Here is a 21126-nt window from a genome sequence, read left to right on the forward strand (position 1 = left end):
CCCCTTCAATCACGCGTGATGCCCTCCTGATCACGCGTGATGCCCCTTGAATCACGGTCGGCTTCGCGTTTTTCGCGGGCTCGGCGGGCCGCGCGGCGGCGACGGCGGCGGGCCGGGGCGTCCAGGTACCAGGCGAACTGCATGAGCCCGGGCTGCGCACCCGGTACCCACAGCACCAGCGGGTCGTCGTCACCGACGCGCAGGACGAGCTCCGCGGGCAGGTCGGTCCACCGGCCGGTCGTCCCGCCCAGCGCGACCTTGGCTTCGGTGATTCCGGCGGGCTCGGCGTGCCACCGTCGTTCGAGTTCGCCGGACGACCAGGCCAGCAGCTCGAGCGAGTGGAGCCGCGGCTCGTGCACGAGGAACACGAGGTGACGCGCCCTCGTCCGGGCCCGGCGGCCGCGGTCGTGCACGGCGTAGACGTGGGCCGGGTGACGGCCGGCCGCACGGAGCCGGCGGCGCACCCGCCCGAGCCGGACCCGCGACGCCGTCCCGTGGGCGCGGGCCGTGAGGTGGATCGTCACCGTCACGAGCGCGACCGCGGCGGTGACGCCCAGCAGCCAGGCGCCGTCGCCCAGCGCGGAGATGATCCAGGCCAGGGCCGCCGCGCCCAGGCCGAGGCCGAGCAACACCGCACACGGCACAGCAGTTCCTCCCCGGCACAGTCGTGATGGGGACGTTTTACCGTTCGTCGCCGGGGAGGGGTCCCGAAACGCCCGCGCGGGCTTACGATGAGGGCATGGCCGGCGCCGGCGGCGTCCTCGCGAACCTGATCCTGTTCGCCGTGGTCTGCATCGCTCCCACGGTGCTCTTCTGGTGCGCGCTGCGCGCCCCGAAGCTGCTTCGCCGGCTCCTCGAGAAGCGCGCGAAGCCCCAGCCGCAAGGTCCGCCGATCGAACGCGTCGCCGCGGACCTGCGGCGGGTGCACCGCCTGCTCGCCGACTATCCGTCCGGCACCCCAGCCGCCCGGCGGCTCGGCACGCGCCAGGCGTACGACGAGCTCCTCACCCAGGCGTGCCGCCAGATCGGCGTCCCGCACCGGCTCGCCGAGCTGCCCGAGGGCATGGACCGCGAGATCGAACGCCTGCGCGTCGAGGAGTCTCTGCGGGAGCGCGGCCTGGCCGTGCCCTGATGTCCTATGTGGACACAAAGAAACCCGCCACCGAGAAAATCTCGGTGGCGGGTTTCTGAAAGGAACTCAGTCCAGGTAGTCGCGCAGGACCTGCGACCGCGACGGGTGGCGCAGCTTCGACATCGTCTTCGACTCGATCTGCCGGATGCGCTCACGGGTGACCCCGTACACCTGGCCGATCTCGTCGAGCGTGCGCGGCTGGCCGTCCGTGAGGCCGAAGCGCAGCCGGACCACGCCCGCCTCGCGCTCGGACAGCGTCTGCAGCACCGACTGGAGCTGATCCTGCAGCAGCGTGAACGACACCGCGTCCACCGCGACGACCGCTTCGGAGTCCTCGATGAAGTCACCGAGCTGCGAGTCGCCCTCGTCGCCGATCGTCTGGTCGAGCGAGATCGGCTCACGGGCGTACTGCTGGATCTCCAGGACCTTCTCCGGGGAGATGTCCATTTCCTTGGCGAGCTCCTCGGGCGTCGGCTCGCGGCCGAGGTCCTGCAGGAGTTCGCGCTGTATGCGGCCGAGCTTGTTGATGACCTCGACCATGTGCACCGGGATGCGGATGGTGCGGGCCTGGTCGGCCATCGCGCGGGTGATCGCCTGGCGGATCCACCACGTGGCGTACGTCGAGAACTTGTAGCCCTTGGTGTAGTCGAACTTCTCCACCGCGCGGATCAGGCCGAGGTTGCCCTCCTGGATCAGGTCCAGGAACGCCATGCCGCGGCCGGTGTAGCGCTTGGCCAGCGACACCACGAGCCGGAGGTTCGCCTCCAGCAGGTGGTTCTTGGCGCGCTCGCCGTCGCGCACGATCCACTTGAGATCGCGGCGCATCTGGGTGACGAGCTTCTCGCCCTCCTCCTCGGCGGTGCGCACGCGCTCGGCGGCGTAGAGCCCGGCCTCGATCCGCTTGGCGAGCTCCACCTCCTCCTCCGCGTTCAGCAGCGCGACCTTGCCGATCTGCTTGAGGTAGGCACGCACGGAGTCGGCCGACGCGGTGAGCTCGGCGTCCTTGCGCGCCTGGCGCAGGGCCTCCGACTCTTCCTCATCCCAGACGAAGTCCGGGTTGTCGGAGCTCTTCGCGGCCGCCGCCTTGTCGGCCGCGGCACCGCGGCGACGCTGCGCCGGGGTCTCTTCCTCGTCGTCGTCATCGTCGTCGTCATCCGTCGAGCCGGTGTCCGGCTCGTCGACGACGGTTTCGTCGACGACGTCGACCTCGACCTCTTCCAGATCCGACAGATCGGGTGAGTCGAGCTCGCCTTCGGGGCCCTCGGGACCGTCGGGCTCGCCGTCCTCGCCCTTGGTCGCGGGCTTCTTCGCCGGTGCCTTCTTGGCCGGTGCCTTCTTGGCAGTGGTGGTCTTGCGGGCCGCAGGCTTCGCCGTCCCGGTGGCTGCCTCTTCGGCCGGCTCGCCGGCTGCGGTCGCTGTCTTCGTCCCGCCTCGGGTTGCGGTTCTTGCGGCTGCCACTTACGCCCTTTCGCAGCGGTCGATCATGACGAGCAGCGGACACGGAGCCACTGCTGCCTCACATTCGGGATTCACGCCTCGGCCTGCGGTTTTCGCCTCCGCAGCCGTGGGCCGTGTTCCATTGTAACGACGGTACGCGCATGCGTCGCGAAGCGATCACCCTCCGGCCCGGTTCGGCGCCCGGATCGGCACCGGAACCCGTGCCGGAACTAGTGCTGGATGCCCTCGCTCGCGGCCACCGCGGCACCCACGATCCCGGCGTTGTTCTGCAGCGTCGCCACCAGGACCGGAGTGCGGATGTCCAGCAGCGGCACCCATTTCTCGGCCTTCTTGCTGACCCCGCCGCCGACGATGAACAGGTCGGGCCAGATCAGGTTTTCGAGCACGGTCAGATAACGGTGCACGCGCTTGGACCATTCGGGGTACGAGAGGCCCTCGTTGTCCTTCACCGAGGCGGCCGCGCGCTTCTCCGCGTCGTGGCCGTCGATCTCCAGGTGACCGAACTCGGTGTTCGGGACGAGCTTGCCGTCCTGGAACACCGCGCTGCCGATGCCGGTGCCGAAGGTGAGCAGGGCGGTGACGCCCCGGCGCGCGACGGGGTCGCCGAATCGGATCTCCGCCATGCCGGCCGCGTCGGCGTCGTTGAGCATCGCGACCTGGTCGACGCCGCGGCCGAGGCGCTTGGCGAAGAGGGCGTCGGCGTCGGTGCCGATCCACTGCTTGTCGATGTTGGCCGCGGTGTGCGCGACGCCCTTCTTGACGACCGCCGGGAGCGTCACGCCGACCGGGCCGTCCCAGCCCGCCTGCGTCACGATCTCGGCGACGACGTCCGCCACCGCCGACGGCGTCGACGGCTTCGGCGTCTCGATCCGGATCCGGTCGCCGATGAGCTGCCCCTTGTCCAGGTCGACCAAGGCACCCTTGATCCCGCTGCCGCCGATGTCGATGCCGAAACCTCGGCGGGTCGCCTCCACCACGGACGTGGTCCCTTCTCGCACGATTCAGAAGCCTGCCTCGGAGACTTTAACCGGATGTGGTGACATGTCGGACGTGGGAGTTGACGAGTCGTTGCTGAAAAGCGTCGCGGTGCAGGTCGCGACGGACGCCGCCGAGCTGGTCCGCGAGGCCTGGGAGGGGATGGCCCGGGGGCGCTCGGTGGCCGTGGACACGAAGTCCGCGGACACCGATGTGGTGACCGCGGTGGACCACGAGTCGGAACAGCTCGTGCGCGCCCGGCTGGCCTCGCTGCGACCGGGGGAGCCGGTGCTCGGCGAGGAGGGCGGCGGGTCGGCCGGCGACGGCGTGACCTGGGTCGTCGACCCGATCGACGGGACGGTCAACTTCCTCTACGGGCTGCCGTGGTTCGCGGTGTCGGTGGCGGCGCAGGTCGGCGGCGAGTCGGTGGCGGGCGCGGTGGTGGAGCCGGCGAGCGGGCGCGTCTGGTCGGCCGCACGCGGCCAGGGCGCGTTCCTGGACGGCCGCCGGCTGGCGGTGTCGGCACCCGCCCGGCTGGAGCTGACGCTCGTCGGGACCGGGTTCGCGTATGCGGCCGAGCGGCGGACGCGACAGTCGCGCTTCGCGGCGGAGCTGCTCGGGCGCGTCCGCGACATCCGGCGCAACGGGGCGGCGTCGCTGGACCTGTGCGCGGTGGCGGCGGGCTGGCTCGACGCGTACGTGGAGCACGGGCTGCACCGCTGGGACTGGGCGGCGGGGGCGCTCATCGCGGCGGAGGCGGGCGCACGGGTGCACCTGCCGGGATCGGCCCCGGAGCTGGGCGCGGACGCGACGTACGCGGCGGCGCCGTCGATCGCGGATCCGCTGCGGAAGGTTCTCGCGGACTGCGGCGCGTCGGAGGTCTGAGGGCGGGTCGCGAACGTCTCGTCCGGGACTCTGGCGTCGCGAACGCCTCATCGGGGACCTCTGGCGTCGCGAACGGGCCGTTCGCGACGCCGGGTCGCCGGAACTGTCGGTGCTCGCCGGTAGCGTGGAAAACGGGGGCGCCCCCACGCGCGCGGGTTGGGTCGCAGGGGCGTTGGGTCTCTGAGGCGTTGTGGGCGCTCGGGCCTCAGCAGCCGACGTCGTGGGCCGAGGCGAGCAACGTCTGGTCGATGACCGGAGCCTTCGCACCGGCTGACTGCTCGTTCGTGCCGCCGCCCTGGTGGGCCTTCGACCAGTCGGCGAGCTGCGTGAGGATCTGGCGCGCCTCCGCGCGCGGCCGGAGATCCCCGAAGAGGCTGCCCGTCACCAGGTCGACGCTCGCGTCCTTGCGGTTGTCCTGGACCAGCTCGGCGCACGGGACGACCAGGCTGAGCGTCCGGGCCGCGGTGACGCCGTTCTCGCCGAAGCGGATCTGGCCGCGGCACTTGGCCACGCGGCCCTCGTAAGCCGGGTCGTTGGCCGGCTCGCCGGCGCCGGTGAAGCCCAGCTCCTTCAGCGCGGTGGTGGCGATGCCGCCCTGGCCGCGGGTGCTGGAGGCGTTGAGGACCTTGACGGCGACCTTGTCCGGCGGCACCGGCGCGCGGTCGTCGAGCGCGTTGTGGGGGAGCGTGCTGAACGTGACACCCGGCGGCGGGCTCGCGGCCGGGTCGCACTTCACGGCCTCGTCGACGTCGCCCTTGCCGACCGCCGCGTTGATCCAGACGATGATCGCGCCGAGCGCGAGCACGCCGATGACGATCAGCGCCGGCAGCGGCTTGTGCTTGCGATAAGGCCGCGCCTCACGGTCCCCGATGCCGTTCCCCGACGCCACCTGCCCGTCCCTTCCCGAACACCGAACCCGGCCGGTGCGAACCCGGCACCGTCGTGGCCGATCAGCCTAGGCGCTGCGGCCGGTGCCCGGCGTCCCGGGTCACCTCGCCGGTTTCCGGTGTTTTGCTCGTCGTCGCGGACCTCGTCCGCGACGGTTCCCCGTGCGGCGATCGCACCACGGCGGGGTCGGCCGGGGCAAGCGGACACGGGCCGCCGGTGAAGTTCTCCACCCGCGGGCAACCCGAATGGACGACAACGCGTCTTACCTGCGGGTTCCCCCTGTCGGGTGACGATTTCGGGGCAATGTCTGACTCGTTGCAGAACCGTCGCGGGCGTGAGCTACCCTTCCCGGGCTCCGGCCGCAGGAAGAGGCCCATAAAGAAGAGACCTCGGTCACTTCGGCCGTCGGGCACAAACAGCGGCCCTGGAACGTTGACCAGCGGCACGGCGGACTCACGGGCGCACCCGGGGGTCCGGGAAAACGACTACACAAGCTGATCGCAGGGGTGAGGGACACATGGCTACCGACTACGACGCTCCGCGCCGCAGCGAAGCCGACGAGCTGGCCGAAGACTCGTTGGAGGAGCTCAAGGCCCGGCGGAACGAGAACCAGTCCGGCGTCGTCGACGTCGACGAGGACGCGACCGCCGAGAACTTCGAGCTGCCGGGTGCCGACCTTTCCGGGCTTTCCGGGGAGGACATGACCGTGAAGGTGGTGCCGAAGCAGGCGGATGAATTCACCTGCTCCGTGTGCTTCCTGGTGCACCACCGCAGCCGGCTGTCGGAGGAGAGCGGCGGACGCCTGATCTGCCGCGACTGCGCCTGAGCGCGCGGGATCTCGGACAGGGTTCAGGGGACGAACAGACGCGGAGAGCCTCGAGGGCACCAAGGGGGAGGCTCGAAGCGCTGGGGACAAGGGGGCCGGCCGGCAGGCCGGCCCCCTTCCCATGTCCTGAGGGGGCAGAGCCTGGGGTCAGGCGCCCTTGACCAGCTCGGCGACGCGCTCGGGGTGCCGGGTGCTGAACAGCCAGTACGGCGTCGGGTCGGCGGGGTCGGTGAGCGTGATCCGGACGACCGGGCCCACCCAGCCGCGGTGCAGCACGTACGCGGCGGGGTCGCCGTCGCGGCCCAGCGCCTTGCGCTTGGCGTCCTTGTCGAAGATCTCGATCTTCCCGGCGTAGCGCAGCGGCAGGTGCGCGTCGCCCACCCACAGCTCCGGCTCGTCACCGCCGGTGACGCGGACCTTCGCCCGGCCCAGCGACAGCATCAGCCCCACGACGACCGGCAGCGCGATCACGTACGGCAGCCACGCCCGGACGCCGGGGTAGCCCATGTCGACCTCGGCGGCCAGCAGGATGGCGCCCAGCACCGGCAACGGCCAGCCCCACCACGGCACGTACAGCCGCTCGGAGTGCCGGACCGCGGCACTCGCGGCCGTCTTCGCAGATTCACCCACGGGTAGAGAGTAATCTCGCCGCCCGTGTCCAGCGTTCAGGTACTCCTCTCCCGGCTCGACCCGGATGTCCCGCCGCCCGCCTACGCCCGGCCGGGCGACGCGGGCGCCGATCTCGTCACGACCTCGGATATCGTGCTGAAACCCGGGGAACGCGGCGTCGTCGGCACCGGCGTCGCGATCGCGCTCCCGCCCGGGTACGCGGGGTTCGTCCACCCGCGGTCGGGCCTGGCCGCCCGGGTCGGCCTCTCGGTGGTGAACACGCCGGGCACGATCGACGCGGGCTACCGCGGGGAGATCAAGGTCTGCCTGATCAACCACGACCCGGTGCACCCGGTGAAGCTCACGCGCGGCGACCGCATCGCCCAGCTGGTCGTGCAGCGGGTCGAGCACGCGGTGTTCGTCGAGGTCGCCGAGCTCGACGCCACCGAACGGGGCGACGGAGGCTACGGCTCCACGGGTGGACACGCCACACTGGGAGCACAGGCGCTCGGCGCGAGCGCCGGCGCGGGGGAAGGAACGGAGAAGTAGTGGGGATTTTCGGACGCAAGCGGCGGACCGAGGGCGAGTCCGCCGGCAGGCACGCCGCGCCCGAGGCCGACGACACGATCGAGGACGAGGCGTACGACGAGGACTCGGAGCTGTCGGACGTCTCCGACGGCCCGTTCGACGTCGCGGACTTCGAGGACGACGGCGTCCCGCGGATCGACCTCGGCTCGGTGAAGGTGCCGGTGCCCGACGGATCCCAGGTCCAGGTCGAGATGGACCCCGAGACCGGGGGCGTGCGCGCCGTGCACGTCGTCACCGAGCAGGGCCAGATCACGGTCAGCGCCTACGCCGCGCCGCGCACCGGCGGCCTCTGGCGCGAGGTGAGCACCGAGCTCGCCGAGCAGCTGCGGGCCGACGGCGCCAAGGTCAACATCGGCCGCGGCGTGTGGGGCCTGGAGATCTCGGCCATCGTCGGCGACGTCTCGCTGCGGTTCGTCGGCATCGACCGGCCGCGCTGGATGCTGCGCGGCGTCATCGCCGGGCCGCAGTCGGAGGCCGCGGCGGCCGTCGAGGTGCTGCGCGGGATCGTGCGGCGCACGATCGTCGACCGCGGTGACGCGCCGATGCCGGTCCGCACCCCGCTCACCATCACGCTGCCCGAGGCCGTCGCCGAGCACATCGCGGCCCAGCAGCAACAGGGCTGACCACGTCTTTGAGGGGCACCTGCGCGCGACCGCGCGGGTGCCCCTCAGTGCGTTTCGAGGGCCCTCAGGAAGGCGAGCACGGTCGCCCGGCCCAGGGACTCGCGGTCGGCGCCCAGCGCGTCCAGCGTCGTCTCGCCGAGGGCGGCGCGGGGGAGGGCGCGGGTCCACTCCGATGCGACTTTCGTCGGGTGGATGGGGTCGTCGGTGCACGTGCCGATCCCGGCCGGGACGGCCAGCGCGGAGAGCGCCTCGAGCGTCGGCGCCGGACGGTCCGCGGCGGCGCGCAGGCCCGCCGCCAGCCCGTCGCCGTGGCGGCGCCACGCCCGGTCCAGTTCCGCCCGCAGCCAGTCCGGGCTGCCCGCCGTCTGCGCCAGCGCCGCGTCGACCCCGGAGCCGGCCACCAGATCCGCGGACAGCGTCGCGGCCAGCGATGCGGGTGCCAGGCCCGGCGGGCCGTTCCAGGCCGGGAGCGCGGCCAGCAGGCCCCCGCAACGGCCCGGATTGGCCACCGCCCACTCCGCGGCCAGGTGGGCGCCGAACGAAATGCCGCCTACGAGCAGTTCGCCGTGTTCGTCCGCCAGCGCGTCCAGCGTCGCGAGGTAGCCGTCCGCCAGTGCCGCACCGGGCGGCGGCGGTGGCGCGATGAGCGGGACACCGAGGGCGCGCAGGGGGCCGGCGAAGACCGCCCGGACGAACACCTCGTCCGAGCCGGTGCCGGGCAGCAGCACCGCGGCGGGAACTCTGATCGCGGACGTCACGTTGCGATCTTTGCGCAAAGGCGTTTCCCTGGCGGAGACCGCAGTACGCTTGAACCGCACGGGCCGCAAGCAGTTTTGTCGCCGGCCCCGGAGCACAGGAGCACCTATGTCCGCCAAAGACGGCGGCTACTTCAGCCGGCTGGTACGCAAGCTGACCAGCGACGTCGACGAGCTCGACGCCGACGAGATGTCGATGAGGTCCGGCGCCGAGGGCGCGCAGCGGGCCTGCGACTGCCGTTCCGGCGAAGAGGTCACTGTGATGGGGAGACTGCGCAGCGTGGAGCTCTGCCCGACGAACGAGGCCGCCACGCTGGAGGCGGAGCTGTTCGACGGGACACAGGGCGTGACGCTAATCTGGCTCGGCCGCCGCCGGATCCCGGGCATCGAGCCTGGCCGGACGATCAAGGTGCGCGGCCGGATGGCCGAGCGTGACGGCCAGAAGGTGCTGTACAACCCCTATTACGAGCTCCAGAGCCCAGTGAGTTGATCACCCATCGTGACTGAACCCGCCCCGAGCGAGAAGAAGACCGACGCGGAAGAAGAACCGCAGCCGACCCTGCTCGAGCAGATGGGCGGCGTGTCCGGCCTGATCTACTCGTCGGTGCCGGTGATCGTCTTCGTCCTGGCGAACGCTTTCTTCGGCCTGACCGCGGCCATCTGGACGTCGGTGGGCAGCGCGGTGGCGATCACCGTGCTGCGGGTGGTCCGCAAGGAGCCCCTGCAGCCGGCGATCTCCGGTTTCTTCGGCGTCGCGATCGCGGCGTTCATCGCCTACCGCACGGGGTCCGCGAAGGGGTTCTTCCTCTTCGGGATCTACGCGAGCCTGGTGTACTGCGGGATCTTCGTGCTGTCGGTGGTCGTGCGCTGGCCGATCGCGGGCGTCGTCTGGAACGTGCTGAACGGCACCGGCCAGGCGTGGCGCAAGGACAAGCCGTCCCGCTACGGCTACGACATCGCGACGCTGGCCCTGGCGGCCGTGTTCGCCGCCCGGTTCGTCGTCCAGCGGTGGCTGTACCAGGAGGACTACACCGGCTGGCTGGCGTTCACGAAGATCGCCATGGGGTACCCGCTGTACGCGCTGGGCCTGCTGGTGGTGGTCTGGGCGGTGCGCCGGTCGGACAAGCGGCTGAAGGCACAGGCCGAGGACGAGCCCAAGCCGGAGACCGACGCCGAGGTCGAAGCCCGGCTGCGCGCGAAGTACGCCCAGGCTCCCGAAGCCTGACCCACCGGGTGCCGCACCAGCGGATCCGCCGTGTCGGCTCCCCGATCACGCGTGATGCCCCTTCAATCACGCGCGATGCCTGCCTGATCACGCGTGATGCGCGCCGAATCACGCGAGATGCGCGCCCGATCACGTGAGTCACGCGCCCGAACACGCCGGATACGCGTCCGATCACGCGAGTCCCGTCGTCGCCCTCGCGAAGCGTGACAACCCGCGCGCGTAGGGGAGCCCCCGGTTTCACGTTACCGGAGAGCACCGACAGTTTTCGGACCACGAAGAAGGCCCCCGGCGCACTCGCCGAGGGCCTTCTCCATGGACGAACTCAGTAACCCAGCGCCGTCCGGATCTCCGGCTCGACGTCCGCCGTCGCGACGAACAGCAGCTCGTCGCCGGGCTCCAGCGGGTCCTCCGGCTGCGGCACGATCACCCGGTCACCCCGCAGGATCGTCACCAGCGCCGCGTCGCGCGGCAGCGAAAGTTCGCTCACCGGCTTGCCGGCCAGCGGGGTCTCCGCCGGCAGCGTCAGCTCGACGAGGTTCGCGTTGCTCTGGCGGAACGTCATCAGCCGCACCAGGTCGCCGACGCTGACCGCCTCCTCGACCATCGCCGCGAGCATCCGCGGGGTCGACACCGCGACGTCGACGCCCCAGGCGTCGGTGAACAGCCACTCGTTGGCCGGGTTGTTCACCCGCGCCACCACGCGCCGCACCGCGAACTCCGTCTTGGCCAGCAGGGAGACGACCAGGTTCGCCTTGTCGTCGCCGGTGGCGGCGATCACGACGTCGCACTGCTCGATCCCGGACTCCTCCAGGATCGACACCTCGCACGCGTCGCCGAGCACCCAGTCGGCCTGCTCGACGGTCTGCGGCTCGAACTGGTCGGCCTCCCGCTCGATGAGCATCACCTGGTGCCTGCCGTCGATCAGCTCGTTGGCGATCGAGCGCCCCACCGCGCCCGCGCCGGCGATCGCGACCCTCATGCCTCGTCCTCCGGTTCGCGATTGGCCACACTCGTCACGTCGCTGACGGTGCCGGAGCGCGCCGCGACCCACACGTCGTCGCCGTCCTGCACCATCGTCTTGCCGTCCGGCAGCACCGGCGTGCCGAAGCGCATGATGAACGCCACCCGCGCGCCGGACGCCTCCTGCAGCGACCGGACGGAGTGCCCGACCCAGCCCTCGTGCAGCGGCAGCTGCAGCAGCGCGACGTTGCCCGACGGGTCCCGCCACGCCGACGCGACGCCGTCCGGCAGGAGCGTGCGCAGGAACCGGTCGGTGGTCCACGGCACGGTCGCCACCGTCGGGATGCCCAGCCGCTCGTACACGGCCGCGCGCTTGTGGTCGTAGATCCGCGCGACGACGTGCTCGATGCCGAAGTTCTCGCGCGCGACCCGCGCGGAGATGATGTTCGAGTTGTCGCCGCTGGACACCGCCGCGAACGCGCCGGCCCGCTCGATGCCCGCTTCGATCAGCACCTTGCGGTCGAACCCGACGCCGACGACCTGCTGGCCGTGGAAGTCGCTGCCGAGCCGCCGGAACGCCTGCTGGCTCTTGTCGATGACGGCCACCTCGTGGCCGAGCCGCTCCAGCGCAGCGGCCAGAGACGCGCCCACCCGGCCGCATCCCATGATCACCACGTGCACGCCCTGCCTCCTCTTCGGCGGTTAACCCGTCCGTACCTACCCGGACATGCCAGCGCCGAACCTACCGTGCACCCCGGCGGCTACGCTTCCGTGGTGTCGAAGTTCCCGACCGTGCTGAAACGCCTGGTCCTCGGACGTCCGTTCCGCAGTGACAGGCTCGCTCACACGCTCCTGCCGAAGCGCATCGCGCTGCCTATCTTCGCGTCCGACGCGCTCTCGAGCGTGGCGTACGCCCCCGAAGAGATCTTCCTGACGCTGAGCGTCGCGGGCCTCTCCGCCTACGCGCTGGCGCCGTGGATCGGCATCATGGTCGCGCTGGTGATGCTGGTCGTCGTCGCGTCGTACCGGCAGAACGTGCACGCCTACCCGAGCGGCGGCGGCGACTACGAGGTCGCCAACACGAACCTGGGCGGGAAGTTCGGGCTGACCGTGGCGAGCGCGCTGCTCGTCGACTACGTCCTGACGGTCGCGGTGTCCACTTCGTCCGGTGTGGCCAACATCGGGTCGGCCGTGCCGTGGGTGGCGCAGCACAAGGTGCTGGCCTCGATCGTCATCGTGGTCGTGCTGACGTCGTTGAACCTGCGCGGCATCCGGGAGTCGGGGAAGGCCTTCGCGATCCCGACATACGGGTTCATCCTGGGCATCATGGTGATGGTCGCCTGGGGCCTTTTCCGGGCGGCGACCGGCGCCGACATGAAGGCCGAGAGCGCCGGGTTCACGTTGAACGCCGAGGGGACGTTCGCGGGCGTCGCGTACGCCTTCCTGGTGCTGCGCGCGTTCTCCTCCGGCGCGGCGGCGCTGACCGGGGTCGAGGCGATCAGCAACGGCGTCCCGGCGTTCCAGAAACCCAAGTCGAAGAACGCGGCGACGACGCTGCTGATGATGGGCCTGCTCGCGGTGACCATGCTGGTCGGCATCATCACGCTGGCCTCGATCACCGACGTCAAGTTCGCCGAAGACCCGGCGGAGCAGCTCGTCGGCGCGCCCGCCGGCTACGAGCAGAAGACGATCGTCGCGCAGATCGCGCACGCGGTGTTCGCCGACTTCCCGCCGGCGTTCTACTACATCTCCTTCTCCACCGGCATCATCCTGCTGCTGGCCGCGAACACCGCGTTCAACGGCTTCCCGGTGCTGGGCTCGATCCTGGCGCAGGACCGCTACCTGCCGCGGCAGCTGCACACGCGCGGCGACCGGCTGGCGTTCTCCAACGGGATCCTGTTCCTCTCGGCGTTCGCACTGGTGCTGATCATCGCGTTCGACGCCGAGGTCACGCGACTCATCCAGCTCTACATCGTGGGTGTGTTCGTGTCGTTCACGGTGAGCCAGGCCGGCATGATCCGGCACTGGAACCGGTTACTGGCCAAGGAAACCGACCCGGCCAAGCGGCGGCGGATGCGGCGCTCGCAGACGGTGAACGCGGTCGGCCTGACCATGACCGGCATCGTGCTGGTGATCGTGCTCATCACCAAGTTCCTGCTCGGCGCGTGGATCGCGATCGCGGCGATGGTGGCGATCTTCGTGCTGATGACGGCGATCCGCAAGCACTACGACCGCGTCGCCGACGAGCTGAAGGACCTCGGCGACACCCCGACCGTGCTGCCGTCGCGCAACCACGCGATCGTGCTGGTGTCCAAACTGCACCGGCCGACCCTGCGCGCGCTGGCCTACGCCAAGGCGATGCGCCCGGACGTCCTCGAAGCCGTGACGGTCAATGTGGACGATGCGGACACGCGCAGGCTCACCGCTGAATGGGACGCCCACAACTTCAAGGTGCCGCTGAAGGTCGTCGAGTCGCCCTACCGCGAGATCACGAAACCGGTCCTGGACTACGTGAAGCGCGTGCGCGGGGACAACCCGCGCAACGTCGTCACGGTGTTCATCCCGGAGTACGTGGTCGGGCACTGGTGGGAACAGGTGCTGCACAACCAGAGCGCGCTGCGGCTCAAGGGCCGGCTGCTCTTCCAGTCCGGCGTGATCGTCGCGAGCGTGCCGTGGCAGCTGGAGTCCTCGGCCAAGGCGGCCGCGCGAGTCCGGAACGAACGTCCCGCGGCCGGCGACGTCCGCCGCGGCTTCTCACCCAACGGAAAGCCGGTCACGGCGCCGAAGCCCAAGGAGCCTGCCGAATGACGAGCTGGCTGGGCCGGGTCCTCGAGGTCGAGGTCGGCGCGGTGGCGCACGGCGGCCACTGCGTGGCGCGTGCCGACGGCCGCGTCGTGTTCGTCCGGCACGCGCTGCCGGGCGAGCAGGTCCGCGTCGAGGTCACCGAGGACAACGGCGGTTCCTTCTGCCGCGGCGACGCGATCGAGGTGCTGTCGGCGTCGGAGTTCCGGGTCGAACCGCCGTGCCCGCTCGCGGTGCCGGGCGGCTGCGGCGGCTGCGACTGGCAGCACGCTTCCCCCGCGTACCAACGTTCGTTGAAGGCTTCGGTGGTGGCGGAGCAGCTTCAGCGGCTGGCCGGCATCGAGCGCGAGGTCGTCGTGGAGGCCCTCGACGGCGGTCCGCTGGACTGGCGCAGCCGCGTCCGGCTGGTCGCCGACCGCGAGGGACGCGCGGGCCTGCGCGCCCACCACAGCCACCGGGTGGTCGCTCTGGAGGACTGCCCGATCGCGGTGCCGGGCGAGCTCGACGACGTCCTGGCGCGGCGCTGGCGGCCGGGCAGCGAGCTCGAGGTCACCAGCGACGGCGACGGCGGTGTCCACGTGCGCGAGCTGTCGACGGTCCGCGGCAAGGTCCGCGCCCGGCAGCTGGCGGGCGGCGTGGCCGTGCAGCACGCGGCCGGGCGCGACTGGCACCTCGACGCGCACGGCTTCTGGCAGGTCCACCCGGCCGCGGCGTCGACGCTGGCCGCCGTCGTGGCCGAGTGGGCGGACGCCCCCGCGGGCGGTTCGGCCTGGGACCTCTACGCCGGGGTCGGGCTGTTCGCGTCGGTGCTGGCTTCGCAGGTCGGCCCGGCGGGCCGGGTGCTGGCGATCGAGTCCGGCCGGCGCGCGGTCGCCGACGGCGAGAAGAACCTGGCCGACCTGCCCCAGGTCTCCTGGGAGGCCGGGCGCGTCGAGCACGTGCTGGAGTCGGCCCCGAAGCCCGTGGACGTCGTGGTGCTGGACCCGCCGCGCAAGGGGGCGGGCAAGGCGGTGGTGGAGTCGATCGTCGCGGGTTCACCCGATCGGATCGTCTACGTGGCGTGCGACCCCGCGGCACTGGCCCGTGACCTGGCGACCTTCGCGTCGCACGGCTACGGCCTGACGGATCTGCGGGCGTTCGACGCGTTCCCGATGACCCACCACGTGGAGTGCGTGGCGCTGCTGTCCTGAGTTTTTGTCGGTGGTGACCGTCACACTGCGGGCATGACTCCTCTCGACGACTTCGATCGCGCGGCCTCGACGGTGACTTCCCTGGTCACCGCGCTCCGTGACGACCAGTGGACCCTGCCGACGGCGTGCGCGGACTGGGACGTCCGCGCGGTGGTCAACCACCTCGCGCACGGCAACGCGAAAGTCGCGTTCTGGGCCGAGTTGGGTCCACCGGCCCCGGACGGTGACTATCTCGGTGCGTCCCCGGCTTCGGCTTTCGTGGCGTCCGTCGCGGCGGCGCGGGCGGTGCTGGCCTCGCCCGGGTTGTTCGCGCGGAAGGTGACGACCCCGCTGGGGGAGGTGCCGGGCGTGTTCCTCGTCCACATGCGCGTGAACGAGTACCTGGCCCACGGCTGGGACCTCGCGGACGCGACCGGTGCCTCGACGGACCTGCTGCCGGACCTCGCGGAGGGGGCGCTGGAGCAGTGGCGGTCCCGGTTCGGTGCGGCGCCCCGGCAGCCGGGCGGCCCGTTCGGACCGGAGGTGGAGGCGCCGCCCGGGGTGACGGCGGCCGACCGGCTCGCGGCGTTCCTCGGCCGGAAGGCGGTGAGCGGCTAGCTACCGCTTGGCGAAGAAGTCCCGTGACGGCCGGGGCGCCCACACCAGGACGACGACGGCGAGCTGCGCGACGGCGGCCACGGGGATGACGGCGTGGAACATCGGCGACGACGACCACGAGAAGAAGCCGAAGACCACCGACAGCAGCTGCGAGACGACGGTGAGCCGGCGCGTCCACGGCCGGCCCGAGCCCAGCTTGACGACCAGGAGGAAGCAGAGGAGGAGCAGCAGGCCGTGGAAGACGGCCCCGGAGACCACGGCGACATCGGCCGACCGCGCGACCTCGGCGGCCCCGAAGTCCGGGTGCTGCGCGGCGATCTGATCGCGCAGGGTGTCCTCGCGCGCGCCCATGACGATCGGGATGACGAGGTGGCTCAGCCCGACGAGGGCCAGGAGGGCCCGGGCGGCCTGGACGGGCTTGGGTGCGCTCTTCGCGCGGGTGGTCGTGTCCACGTCAGTCCTCCTGCATGCGGGCCCGCTGCCAGCGCGGGCCGGACGGTGGGGTGCTGCTGGTTTCGCCGCGCCGGGCCCAGGCGTCGTTGAGGCGGGTGATGAGGACCCGCGCGGTGGCGACGTCTTCGTCCGACCAGTCGGCGATGACCTGCGCGAACACGGCGGCACCGGCATCGACGGTGGCGTCGATCTCGGCCTGCCCACCCGGCGAGACCTGGACGAGAAAGGTCCGCGAGTCAGCCGGATCCGCCTCGACGACGACCCGGCCATCCCGTTCGAGAGCGGAGAGGTGCCGGCTGGTGGCGGAAGCGGTGAGGCCGAGCTCCGCGGCAATGTCCCGCGGCCGCAGCGGCCCCCGGGCGGAGACAAGCCCGAGCACGCGGACGCGAGTGAGGTCGATCCGCCGCGAGATCCGCCGATGCCCCTGGTCGATGAGCTCCATCACGGCCCGTGCCAGCTCGGCGGATTCTTTTCGTTGCGGCATGAAACGAGTTTAGCGGAGGTACGTGCGTCGTGGGGAGGCTCGCTTCAGCCGCCGCCCCGCGATCATTGCGGCACCGGCACCGGCACCGGCACCGGCACCTCGCTCGCACCGCCGCGCTCGCGATCAGCGAGGTGGCCGCACCTCGCGCAGGTTGCTGCCCGGCCGGCCGCCGTCATCGCGACCCGGACATCGGCAGCGCTCAGGGCCGGCCGCACTCCGCTCAGGCCGCTCGGCGAGCCGCGAAGGTCGCCGCCGGGCCGGCTGCGGCGGCGCTGGGGGCCTGCTCACGCCGCTCGGCGAGCTGCGAAGGCTGCTGGCAGGTGTCCCAGAGCAGCGCTCAAGGGCAGCCGTACCCGCTCAGGCCGCTCGGCCGACCGCGAACCCGGCCAGCCGCGACCCGCGGGCATCGGCCACGCCCTGCTCACGCCGCTCGGCGAGCCGCGACGGCTGCCGGCGGGTGCCCCAGAGCAGCGCCAAGGGCTGCCGCACCCCGCTCAGGCCGCTCGGCGCACCGCGAACGCCGCCGCCAGCCCGGCCGCCGTCATCGCCACCCCCGACGCCAACAACACCCACGACCCCGCCCCCGGCACCACCCGCGCCGCCGGCTGAATTCGGGTTACTCCCGGGAGCGTCACCACCAAATGGCGCAGCACCACGCCCGTCACCACCAGACCCGGGAGGCATGTCATCGCCAGCGGCTCGTCCTGGTGGCGGGCGAACGTCAGGTACGCCAGCGTCCCCGCGATCAGCACCGCTGCCGCGCACACCAGGCGCAACCCCAGGTCCAGCTCCGGATCCGGCGTCCCCGGCGGGAGCATCCCGGGGTAGTCCGCCGTGCGCAGGGTCAGGCCCGCGATCACGCCGAGGCTCGCGATCCCCACCGCCACGGCGCGCGGGCCCCGAAGCCGCTTCCCCGGTCGATGCTGGTCCACTCCGGCCTCCCTGCGTCGCGGTGGACGCAGCATAAGACGCGGGAAACGGCTTTCCGAGCACCTTTCCGGCGCTGGGCCGTTCGGTGGATCCCGATCGGGCGATCCGGCCCGAGTCAGCCGGCGAACCAGTGCTGCGGTGCCGGCCGGAGGTTCTGGTAGATGTGCTTGACCTCGGTGTACTCGGCGAGCCCCGTCGGGCCCAGCTCGCGGCCGAAGCCGGACTGCTTGTAGCCGCCCCACTCGGCCTGGGGCAGGTACGGGTGGAAGTCGTTGATCCAGACCGTGCCGTGGCGCAGCCGCCCGGCCACGCGCTGCGCCCGCCCCGCGTCGTTCGTGAACACCGCGCCGGCCAGGCCGTAGTGGGTGTCGTTGGCGATGCGGACCGCGTCGTCCTCGTCGGTGAACGTCTCGACCGTCAGCACCGGCCCGAACGACTCGTCGACGACCGCCGACGACCCCTGTTTCACCTGGTCCAGGATGGTCGGCAGGTAGTAGAAGCCGTCGGCCAGCGCCGGGTCGTCCGGCCGGCGGCCGCCCGTCCGCAGCACCGCGCCCTCGGCCAGCGCCGCCGCGACGTACGCCTCGATCTTCGCCCGGTGGGCCGCCGAGATCAGGGGGCCCGTCTCCGCCCGGGAGTCGAACGGCCCGCCCAGGCGGATCCGCTCGGCCCGGCGCACCAGCTCGGCGACGAACTCGTCGTGCCACTCGCGCTGCACGATCAGCCGCGTGCCCGCCGAGCACACCTGGCCCGAGTGCAGGAACACCGCCGTCAGCGCGTAGTCGACCGCCGTCTCGAAGTCGGCGTCCGCGAAGACCACGTTCGGGTTCTTCCCGCCCAGCTCCAGGGCCACTTTCTTGACCGTCGCGGCCGCCGCGGCGGCGATGACGCGCCCGGTCGCCAGCCCGCCGGTGAACGACACCAGGTCGACGTCCGGGTGCTCGGCCAGTGGCGCGCCGACCTCGGCACCCGCGCCCAGCACCAGGTTCCCCACCCCCGCGGGCAGGCCGGCCTCGGTAAGCAGCTTCAGGAACAGGATCGAGGTGTGCGGCGTCAGCTCGCTGGGCTTGAGCACGAACGTGTTGCCCGCGGCCAGCGCCGGCGCGATCTTCCACACGGTCTGCAGCAGCGGGTAGTTCCACGGTGTGATCAGCCCGCAGACGCCGACCGGTTCGTGCACGATCCGGCTGAACGCGTCCGGGTTGCCGGTGTCGACGACGCGGCCCGCGTCCTGCGCCGCGAGCTTGCCGAAGTAGCGCAGGCAGGCGGCGATGTCGGCCATGTCGTAGCGGCTCTCGACCAGGCGCTTGCCGGTGTCGAGGGACTCGGCGCGCGCGAACGCCTCCGCGTCGCGATCGAGGAGGTCCGCGGTGCGCAGCAGCAGGTCACCGCGCAGGTGGGCGGGCGTGCCGGGCCACGGGCCGGTGTCGAACGCCCGCCGCGCCGCCGCGATCGCGGCCTCGGTGTCCTTGGCGGTGCCCTCGGCGACCGTCGCGACCAGGGAACCGTCGGCCGGGCAGCGGATCTCCCGCCGGCCGCCGCCGATCGCGTCCACCCAGTCGCCGCCGATGAAGAAGTCCGCCATGCGTCCCATTCTCGTGGCCACAGCGCGTGACCGCCACAGCACCGCGGGGAGACGAGGTTCACCCCGGGAGATGACGTGTGATCGCGCTCCGCCTGTGACGCCGGACGCGGCGGGCGGAGGCGCGGTGGCCGTCCTCCGTAGACTGGCCGGACGCGGGGCGTGCCGATCAAGTGAGGTGGAGACGAGTGACGTTGCTGGAGTCCGTCAACGGACCGGCGGACCTGAAGCGCATGAGTGTCGAGGACCTCGGCGAACTGTCCGCCGAGATCCGGGACTTCCTCGTCGACAAGGTCCGCCGCGCCGGCGGGCACCTGGGGCCGAACCTCGGCGTCGTCGAGCTGACCATCGCGTTGCACCGCGTGTTCGACTCGCCGCGCGACGCGATCGTCTGGGACGTCGGGCACCAGGCCTACGTGCACAAGATCGTCACCGGCCGGGCCGAAGGCTTCGACCGGCTGCGCCAGACCGGCGGCGTCACCGGTTACCCGTCGCGCGCGGAGAGTGACCACGACTGGGTCGAAAGCAGCCACGCCTCGTCCGCACTGTCCTATGTGGACGGCCTGGCGAAGGCGTTCGCGCTGGGCGAGGGCGAGCGGCACGCCGTGGCCATCGTCGGGGACGGCGCGCTCACCGGCGGCATGTGCTGGGAGGCGCTCAACAACATCGCCGCGCACCGCGAGCGCCCGGTCGTCATCGTCATCAACGACAACGGCCGCTCCTACTCGCCGACCATCGGCGGCGTCGCCGACCACCTCGCGGCGCTGCGCCTGCAGCCCGGCTACGAGCGGCTGCTCGACGGCGGCCGCGAGATCCTCAAGCACACCCCGGTCGTCGGCAAGCCGATCTACGCCGCGCTGCACGCCGCGAAGGCCGGGCTGAAGGACGCGCTGAGCCCGCAGGCGATGTTCTCCGACCTCGGCCTGAAGTACCTCGGGCCGGTGGACGGCCACGACCAGGTGGCGCTGGAGAAGGCCCTGCACAGCGCGAAGACGTTCGGCGGCGCGGTGATCGTGCACGTGGTGACCGAGAAGGGCCACGGCTACGCGCCCGCGGTCAACCACGAGCACGACCAGATGCACCAGACCGACCCGATCGACCCCGAGACCGGCCTGCCGCCGGTCAAGGGCCCGAGCTGGACCGGCGTGTTCGGCGACGAGCTGGCGAAGATCGGCGCCGAGCGCGAGGACGTCGTCGCGATCACGGCGGCGATGCTGCGGTCGACCGGCCTCGACAAGTTCGCCGAGGCGTTCCCGGACCGCTGGTACGACGTCGGCATCGCCGAGCAGCACGCGGTCACGTCGGCCGCCGGGCTGGCGATGGGCGGGCTGCACCCGGTGGTCGCGATCTACTCGACGTTCCTCAACCGGGCTTTCGACCAGATGCTGATGGACGTTGCGCTGCACCGTCAGCCGGTGACGCTGGTGCTGGACCGGGCGGGCATCACCGGGCCGGATGGGCCCAGTCACCACGGTATGTGGGACCTGTCGCTGCTCGGCATGGTGCCGGGGATGCGGGTGGCTGCTCCGCGTGACCCGGCGACGCTGCGGGAGGAGCTGCGGGAGGCTGTCGCTGTGTCGGATGGTCCGACTGCGCTGCGGTTCTCCAAAGGCAAGGTCGGTACGGACGTCGCCGCGGTCGAGCGCGTGGGCACGGTCGACGTGCTGCGCCGCCCGAAGGAGGGCGCCGACGTCCTGCTGGTGACGGTGGGCCCGTTCGCGACGCTGGGCCTGGCGGCCGCTGCCCGGCTGGCGGACCAGGGCATCGGCGTGACGGTCGTCGACCCACGCTGGGTCCTGCCGGTCCCGGCGGAGCTGGTGGCGCTGGCGTCACAGCACAAGCTCGTGGTCACTGTCGAGGACAGCGGCCGCCACGGCGGCTTCGGCTCGGCCCTGGCGGCGGTCTTCCGGGACGCGGAGTGCGACGTCCCGCTGCGGGATCTGGCGGTGCCGCAGACGTTCCACGACCTGGGCAGCCGGGACGAGGTGCTGGGGCGGATCGGGTTGACCGCTCAGGATGTGGCTCGGCGGGTTACTGAGTGGGCTTCTCGGCTTGGGTCTTCTTCGGAGTCTGCTCCGGCCAAGGACGTCAATCGCAGGTGAAAAGCTTGTCCTCGCCGGACGGGCAGGCTCTGGGATGACCGTCGTCGCTGGTGGTCATCCCG

The 21126-nt window shown here is 71.7% G+C and carries 24 protein-coding genes; 11 read left to right on the forward strand and 13 right to left on the reverse strand.

Translation table 11 applies throughout. The features are described from left to right. Positions 1–5: 5 nt before the first annotated feature. Positions 6–644, reverse strand: a complete 639-nt coding sequence (locus ACZ7OU_RS20275) for a hypothetical protein (protein WP_470256226.1) — start codon at positions 642–644, stop codon at positions 6–8. A 95-nt stretch (positions 645–739) separates the two neighbouring features. On the opposite strand from ACZ7OU_RS20275, the gene ACZ7OU_RS20280 reads away from it, so the two are divergent. Further along, on the forward strand, positions 740–1132 hold the full coding sequence (locus ACZ7OU_RS20280; RefSeq protein WP_470256227.1) for a hypothetical protein: 393 nt from the start codon (positions 740–742) through the stop codon (positions 1130–1132). 66 nt (positions 1133–1198) lie between these two features. Here ACZ7OU_RS20280 and ACZ7OU_RS20285 read toward each other — a convergent pair whose 3' ends face one another. Both ACZ7OU_RS20285 and ppgK read right to left on the reverse strand, forming a co-directional pair. Further along, positions 1199–2590, reverse strand: coding sequence for an RNA polymerase sigma factor (locus tag ACZ7OU_RS20285; RefSeq protein ID WP_470238516.1), 1392 nt, complete (start codon positions 2588–2590; stop codon positions 1199–1201). 209 nt (positions 2591–2799) lie between these two features. Further along, complete coding sequence (gene ppgK / locus ACZ7OU_RS20290) at positions 2800–3567, reverse strand: polyphosphate--glucose phosphotransferase (protein ID WP_470239023.1); 768 nt, start codon at positions 3565–3567, stop codon at positions 2800–2802. A gap of 64 nt (positions 3568–3631) precedes the next feature. Between ppgK and ACZ7OU_RS20295 the strand changes: the two genes are divergently transcribed. Continuing rightward, complete coding sequence (locus tag ACZ7OU_RS20295; protein WP_470256228.1) at positions 3632–4450, forward strand: inositol monophosphatase family protein; 819 nt, start codon at positions 3632–3634, stop codon at positions 4448–4450. A 205-nt stretch (positions 4451–4655) separates the two neighbouring features. Here ACZ7OU_RS20295 and cei read toward each other — a convergent pair whose 3' ends face one another. Beyond that, the gene (gene cei, locus ACZ7OU_RS20300) at positions 4656–5339 is read right to left on the reverse strand and encodes an envelope integrity protein Cei (RefSeq protein ID WP_470238514.1); all 684 of its coding nucleotides are present in this window, start codon (positions 5337–5339) and stop codon (positions 4656–4658) included. A gap of 516 nt (positions 5340–5855) precedes the next feature. Here cei and ACZ7OU_RS20305 point away from each other — a divergent pair. Further along, positions 5856–6164, forward strand: coding sequence for a DUF4193 domain-containing protein (locus ACZ7OU_RS20305; protein ID WP_470238513.1), 309 nt, complete (start codon positions 5856–5858; stop codon positions 6162–6164). A gap of 147 nt (positions 6165–6311) precedes the next feature. Here ACZ7OU_RS20305 and ACZ7OU_RS20310 read toward each other — a convergent pair whose 3' ends face one another. Then, positions 6312–6794, reverse strand: coding sequence for a DUF3093 domain-containing protein (locus ACZ7OU_RS20310; RefSeq protein WP_470238512.1), 483 nt, complete (start codon positions 6792–6794; stop codon positions 6312–6314). Between the two features lie 24 nt (positions 6795–6818). Here ACZ7OU_RS20310 and dut point away from each other — a divergent pair, with 24 nt between their 5' ends. Together dut and ACZ7OU_RS20320 are read left to right on the forward strand one after the other, a co-directional pair. After that, positions 6819–7322, forward strand: coding sequence for a dUTP diphosphatase (dut, locus tag ACZ7OU_RS20315; RefSeq protein WP_470238511.1), 504 nt, complete (start codon positions 6819–6821; stop codon positions 7320–7322). Further along, the gene (locus tag ACZ7OU_RS20320) at positions 7322–7984 is read left to right on the forward strand and encodes a DUF3710 domain-containing protein (RefSeq protein ID WP_470256229.1); all 663 of its coding nucleotides are present in this window, start codon (positions 7322–7324) and stop codon (positions 7982–7984) included. The genes dut and ACZ7OU_RS20320 overlap by 1 nt, the downstream gene beginning before the upstream one ends. 44 nt (positions 7985–8028) lie before the next feature. On the opposite strand, the gene ACZ7OU_RS20325 is transcribed toward ACZ7OU_RS20320, so the two are convergent. Further along, the gene (locus ACZ7OU_RS20325) at positions 8029–8712 is read right to left on the reverse strand and encodes an alpha/beta hydrolase (protein WP_470257630.1); all 684 of its coding nucleotides are present in this window, start codon (positions 8710–8712) and stop codon (positions 8029–8031) included. Positions 8713–8848: 136 nt separating this feature from the next. Between ACZ7OU_RS20325 and ACZ7OU_RS20330 the strand changes: the two genes are divergently transcribed. Then, positions 8849–9229, forward strand: coding sequence for an OB-fold nucleic acid binding domain-containing protein (locus ACZ7OU_RS20330; protein WP_072480405.1), 381 nt, complete (start codon positions 8849–8851; stop codon positions 9227–9229). A gap of 9 nt (positions 9230–9238) precedes the next feature. Then, the gene (locus ACZ7OU_RS20335) at positions 9239–9964 is read left to right on the forward strand and encodes a DUF3159 domain-containing protein (RefSeq protein WP_470238509.1); all 726 of its coding nucleotides are present in this window, start codon (positions 9239–9241) and stop codon (positions 9962–9964) included. Between the two features lie 322 nt (positions 9965–10286). Here the strand turns inward: ACZ7OU_RS20335 and ACZ7OU_RS20340 are convergent, their stop codons facing one another. Next, a complete protein-coding gene (locus tag ACZ7OU_RS20340; RefSeq protein WP_470238508.1) occupies positions 10287–10943 on the reverse strand; it encodes a potassium channel family protein in 657 nt (218 codons plus the stop codon). Beyond that, on the reverse strand, positions 10940–11605 hold the full coding sequence (locus ACZ7OU_RS20345) for a potassium channel family protein (RefSeq protein ID WP_442875848.1): 666 nt from the start codon (positions 11603–11605) through the stop codon (positions 10940–10942). The genes ACZ7OU_RS20340 and ACZ7OU_RS20345 overlap by 4 nt, the downstream gene beginning before the upstream one ends. Positions 11606–11698: 93 nt before the next feature. Between ACZ7OU_RS20345 and ACZ7OU_RS20350 the strand changes: the two genes are divergently transcribed. Genes ACZ7OU_RS20350 through ACZ7OU_RS20360 form a run of 3 tightly spaced genes read left to right on the forward strand, consistent with a single transcriptional unit; the run spans position 11699 to position 15513 of the window. After that, positions 11699–13732 carry an APC family permease gene (locus ACZ7OU_RS20350; protein WP_470256230.1) on the forward strand — a complete coding sequence of 678 codons (2034 nt, stop codon included), beginning with the start codon at positions 11699–11701 and terminating at the stop codon, positions 13730–13732. Continuing rightward, complete coding sequence (locus ACZ7OU_RS20355; protein WP_470238506.1) at positions 13729–14916, forward strand: class I SAM-dependent RNA methyltransferase; 1188 nt, start codon at positions 13729–13731, stop codon at positions 14914–14916. The genes ACZ7OU_RS20350 and ACZ7OU_RS20355 overlap by 4 nt, the downstream gene beginning before the upstream one ends. A 33-nt stretch (positions 14917–14949) precedes the next feature. After that, positions 14950–15513, forward strand: coding sequence for a TIGR03086 family metal-binding protein (locus ACZ7OU_RS20360; RefSeq protein ID WP_470256231.1), 564 nt, complete (start codon positions 14950–14952; stop codon positions 15511–15513). Here ACZ7OU_RS20360 and ACZ7OU_RS20365 read toward each other — a convergent pair whose 3' ends face one another. The 5 genes from ACZ7OU_RS20365 to ACZ7OU_RS20385 all read right to left on the reverse strand — a co-directional run bounded on the left by ACZ7OU_RS20365 (position 15514) and on the right by ACZ7OU_RS20385 (position 18965). Beyond that, entirely contained in the window at positions 15514–15966 is a 453-nt protein-coding gene (locus ACZ7OU_RS20365) for a hypothetical protein (protein ID WP_470256232.1), read from the reverse strand. It lies immediately after the preceding gene. A 1-nt stretch (position 15967) separates the two neighbouring features. Beyond that, the gene (locus ACZ7OU_RS20370) at positions 15968–16450 is read right to left on the reverse strand and encodes a MarR family winged helix-turn-helix transcriptional regulator (RefSeq protein WP_470256233.1); all 483 of its coding nucleotides are present in this window, start codon (positions 16448–16450) and stop codon (positions 15968–15970) included. A 357-nt stretch (positions 16451–16807) separates the two neighbouring features. Next, positions 16808–16939, reverse strand: a complete 132-nt coding sequence (locus tag ACZ7OU_RS20375; protein ID WP_470256234.1) for a hypothetical protein — start codon at positions 16937–16939, stop codon at positions 16808–16810. A 5-nt stretch (positions 16940–16944) separates the two neighbouring features. Beyond that, on the reverse strand, positions 16945–17382 hold the full coding sequence (locus ACZ7OU_RS20380; protein WP_470256235.1) for a hypothetical protein: 438 nt from the start codon (positions 17380–17382) through the stop codon (positions 16945–16947). A gap of 113 nt (positions 17383–17495) precedes the next feature. Next, entirely contained in the window at positions 17496–18965 is a 1470-nt protein-coding gene (locus ACZ7OU_RS20385) for an aldehyde dehydrogenase family protein (protein ID WP_470256236.1), read from the reverse strand. A gap of 185 nt (positions 18966–19150) precedes the next feature. Between ACZ7OU_RS20385 and dxs the strand changes: the two genes are divergently transcribed. Next, positions 19151–21064 carry a 1-deoxy-D-xylulose-5-phosphate synthase gene (gene dxs / locus ACZ7OU_RS20390; protein WP_470238500.1) on the forward strand — a complete coding sequence of 638 codons (1914 nt, stop codon included), beginning with the start codon at positions 19151–19153 and terminating at the stop codon, positions 21062–21064. The last annotated feature ends 62 nt before the right edge of the window (positions 21065–21126 follow it).

Source organism: Amycolatopsis sp. NPDC114505 (assembly GCF_055633615.1).

Bases quoted from the DNA above. Each gene is read 5' to 3' on its own strand.
- ACZ7OU_RS20280 (WP_470256227.1), top strand. From the start codon at position 740: ATGGCCGGCGCCGGCGGCGTCCTCGCGAACCTGATCCTGTTCGCCGTG.
- ACZ7OU_RS20295 (WP_470256228.1), top strand. From the start codon at position 3,632: ATGTCGGACGTGGGAGTTGACGAGTCGTTGCTGAAAAGCGTCGCGGTG.
- ACZ7OU_RS20305 (WP_470238513.1), top strand. From the start codon at position 5,856: ATGGCTACCGACTACGACGCTCCGCGCCGCAGCGAAGCCGACGAGCTG.
- ACZ7OU_RS20330 (WP_072480405.1), top strand. From the start codon at position 8,849: ATGTCCGCCAAAGACGGCGGCTACTTCAGCCGGCTGGTACGCAAGCTG.
- ACZ7OU_RS20340 (WP_470238508.1), bottom strand. From the start codon at position 10,943: ATGAGGGTCGCGATCGCCGGCGCGGGCGCGGTGGGGCGCTCGATCGCC.
- ACZ7OU_RS20355 (WP_470238506.1), top strand. From the start codon at position 13,729: ATGACGAGCTGGCTGGGCCGGGTCCTCGAGGTCGAGGTCGGCGCGGTG.
- ACZ7OU_RS20360 (WP_470256231.1), top strand. From the start codon at position 14,950: ATGACTCCTCTCGACGACTTCGATCGCGCGGCCTCGACGGTGACTTCC.
- ACZ7OU_RS20370 (WP_470256233.1), bottom strand. From the start codon at position 16,450: ATGCCGCAACGAAAAGAATCCGCCGAGCTGGCACGGGCCGTGATGGAG.
- ACZ7OU_RS20385 (WP_470256236.1), bottom strand. From the start codon at position 18,965: ATGGCGGACTTCTTCATCGGCGGCGACTGGGTGGACGCGATCGGCGGC.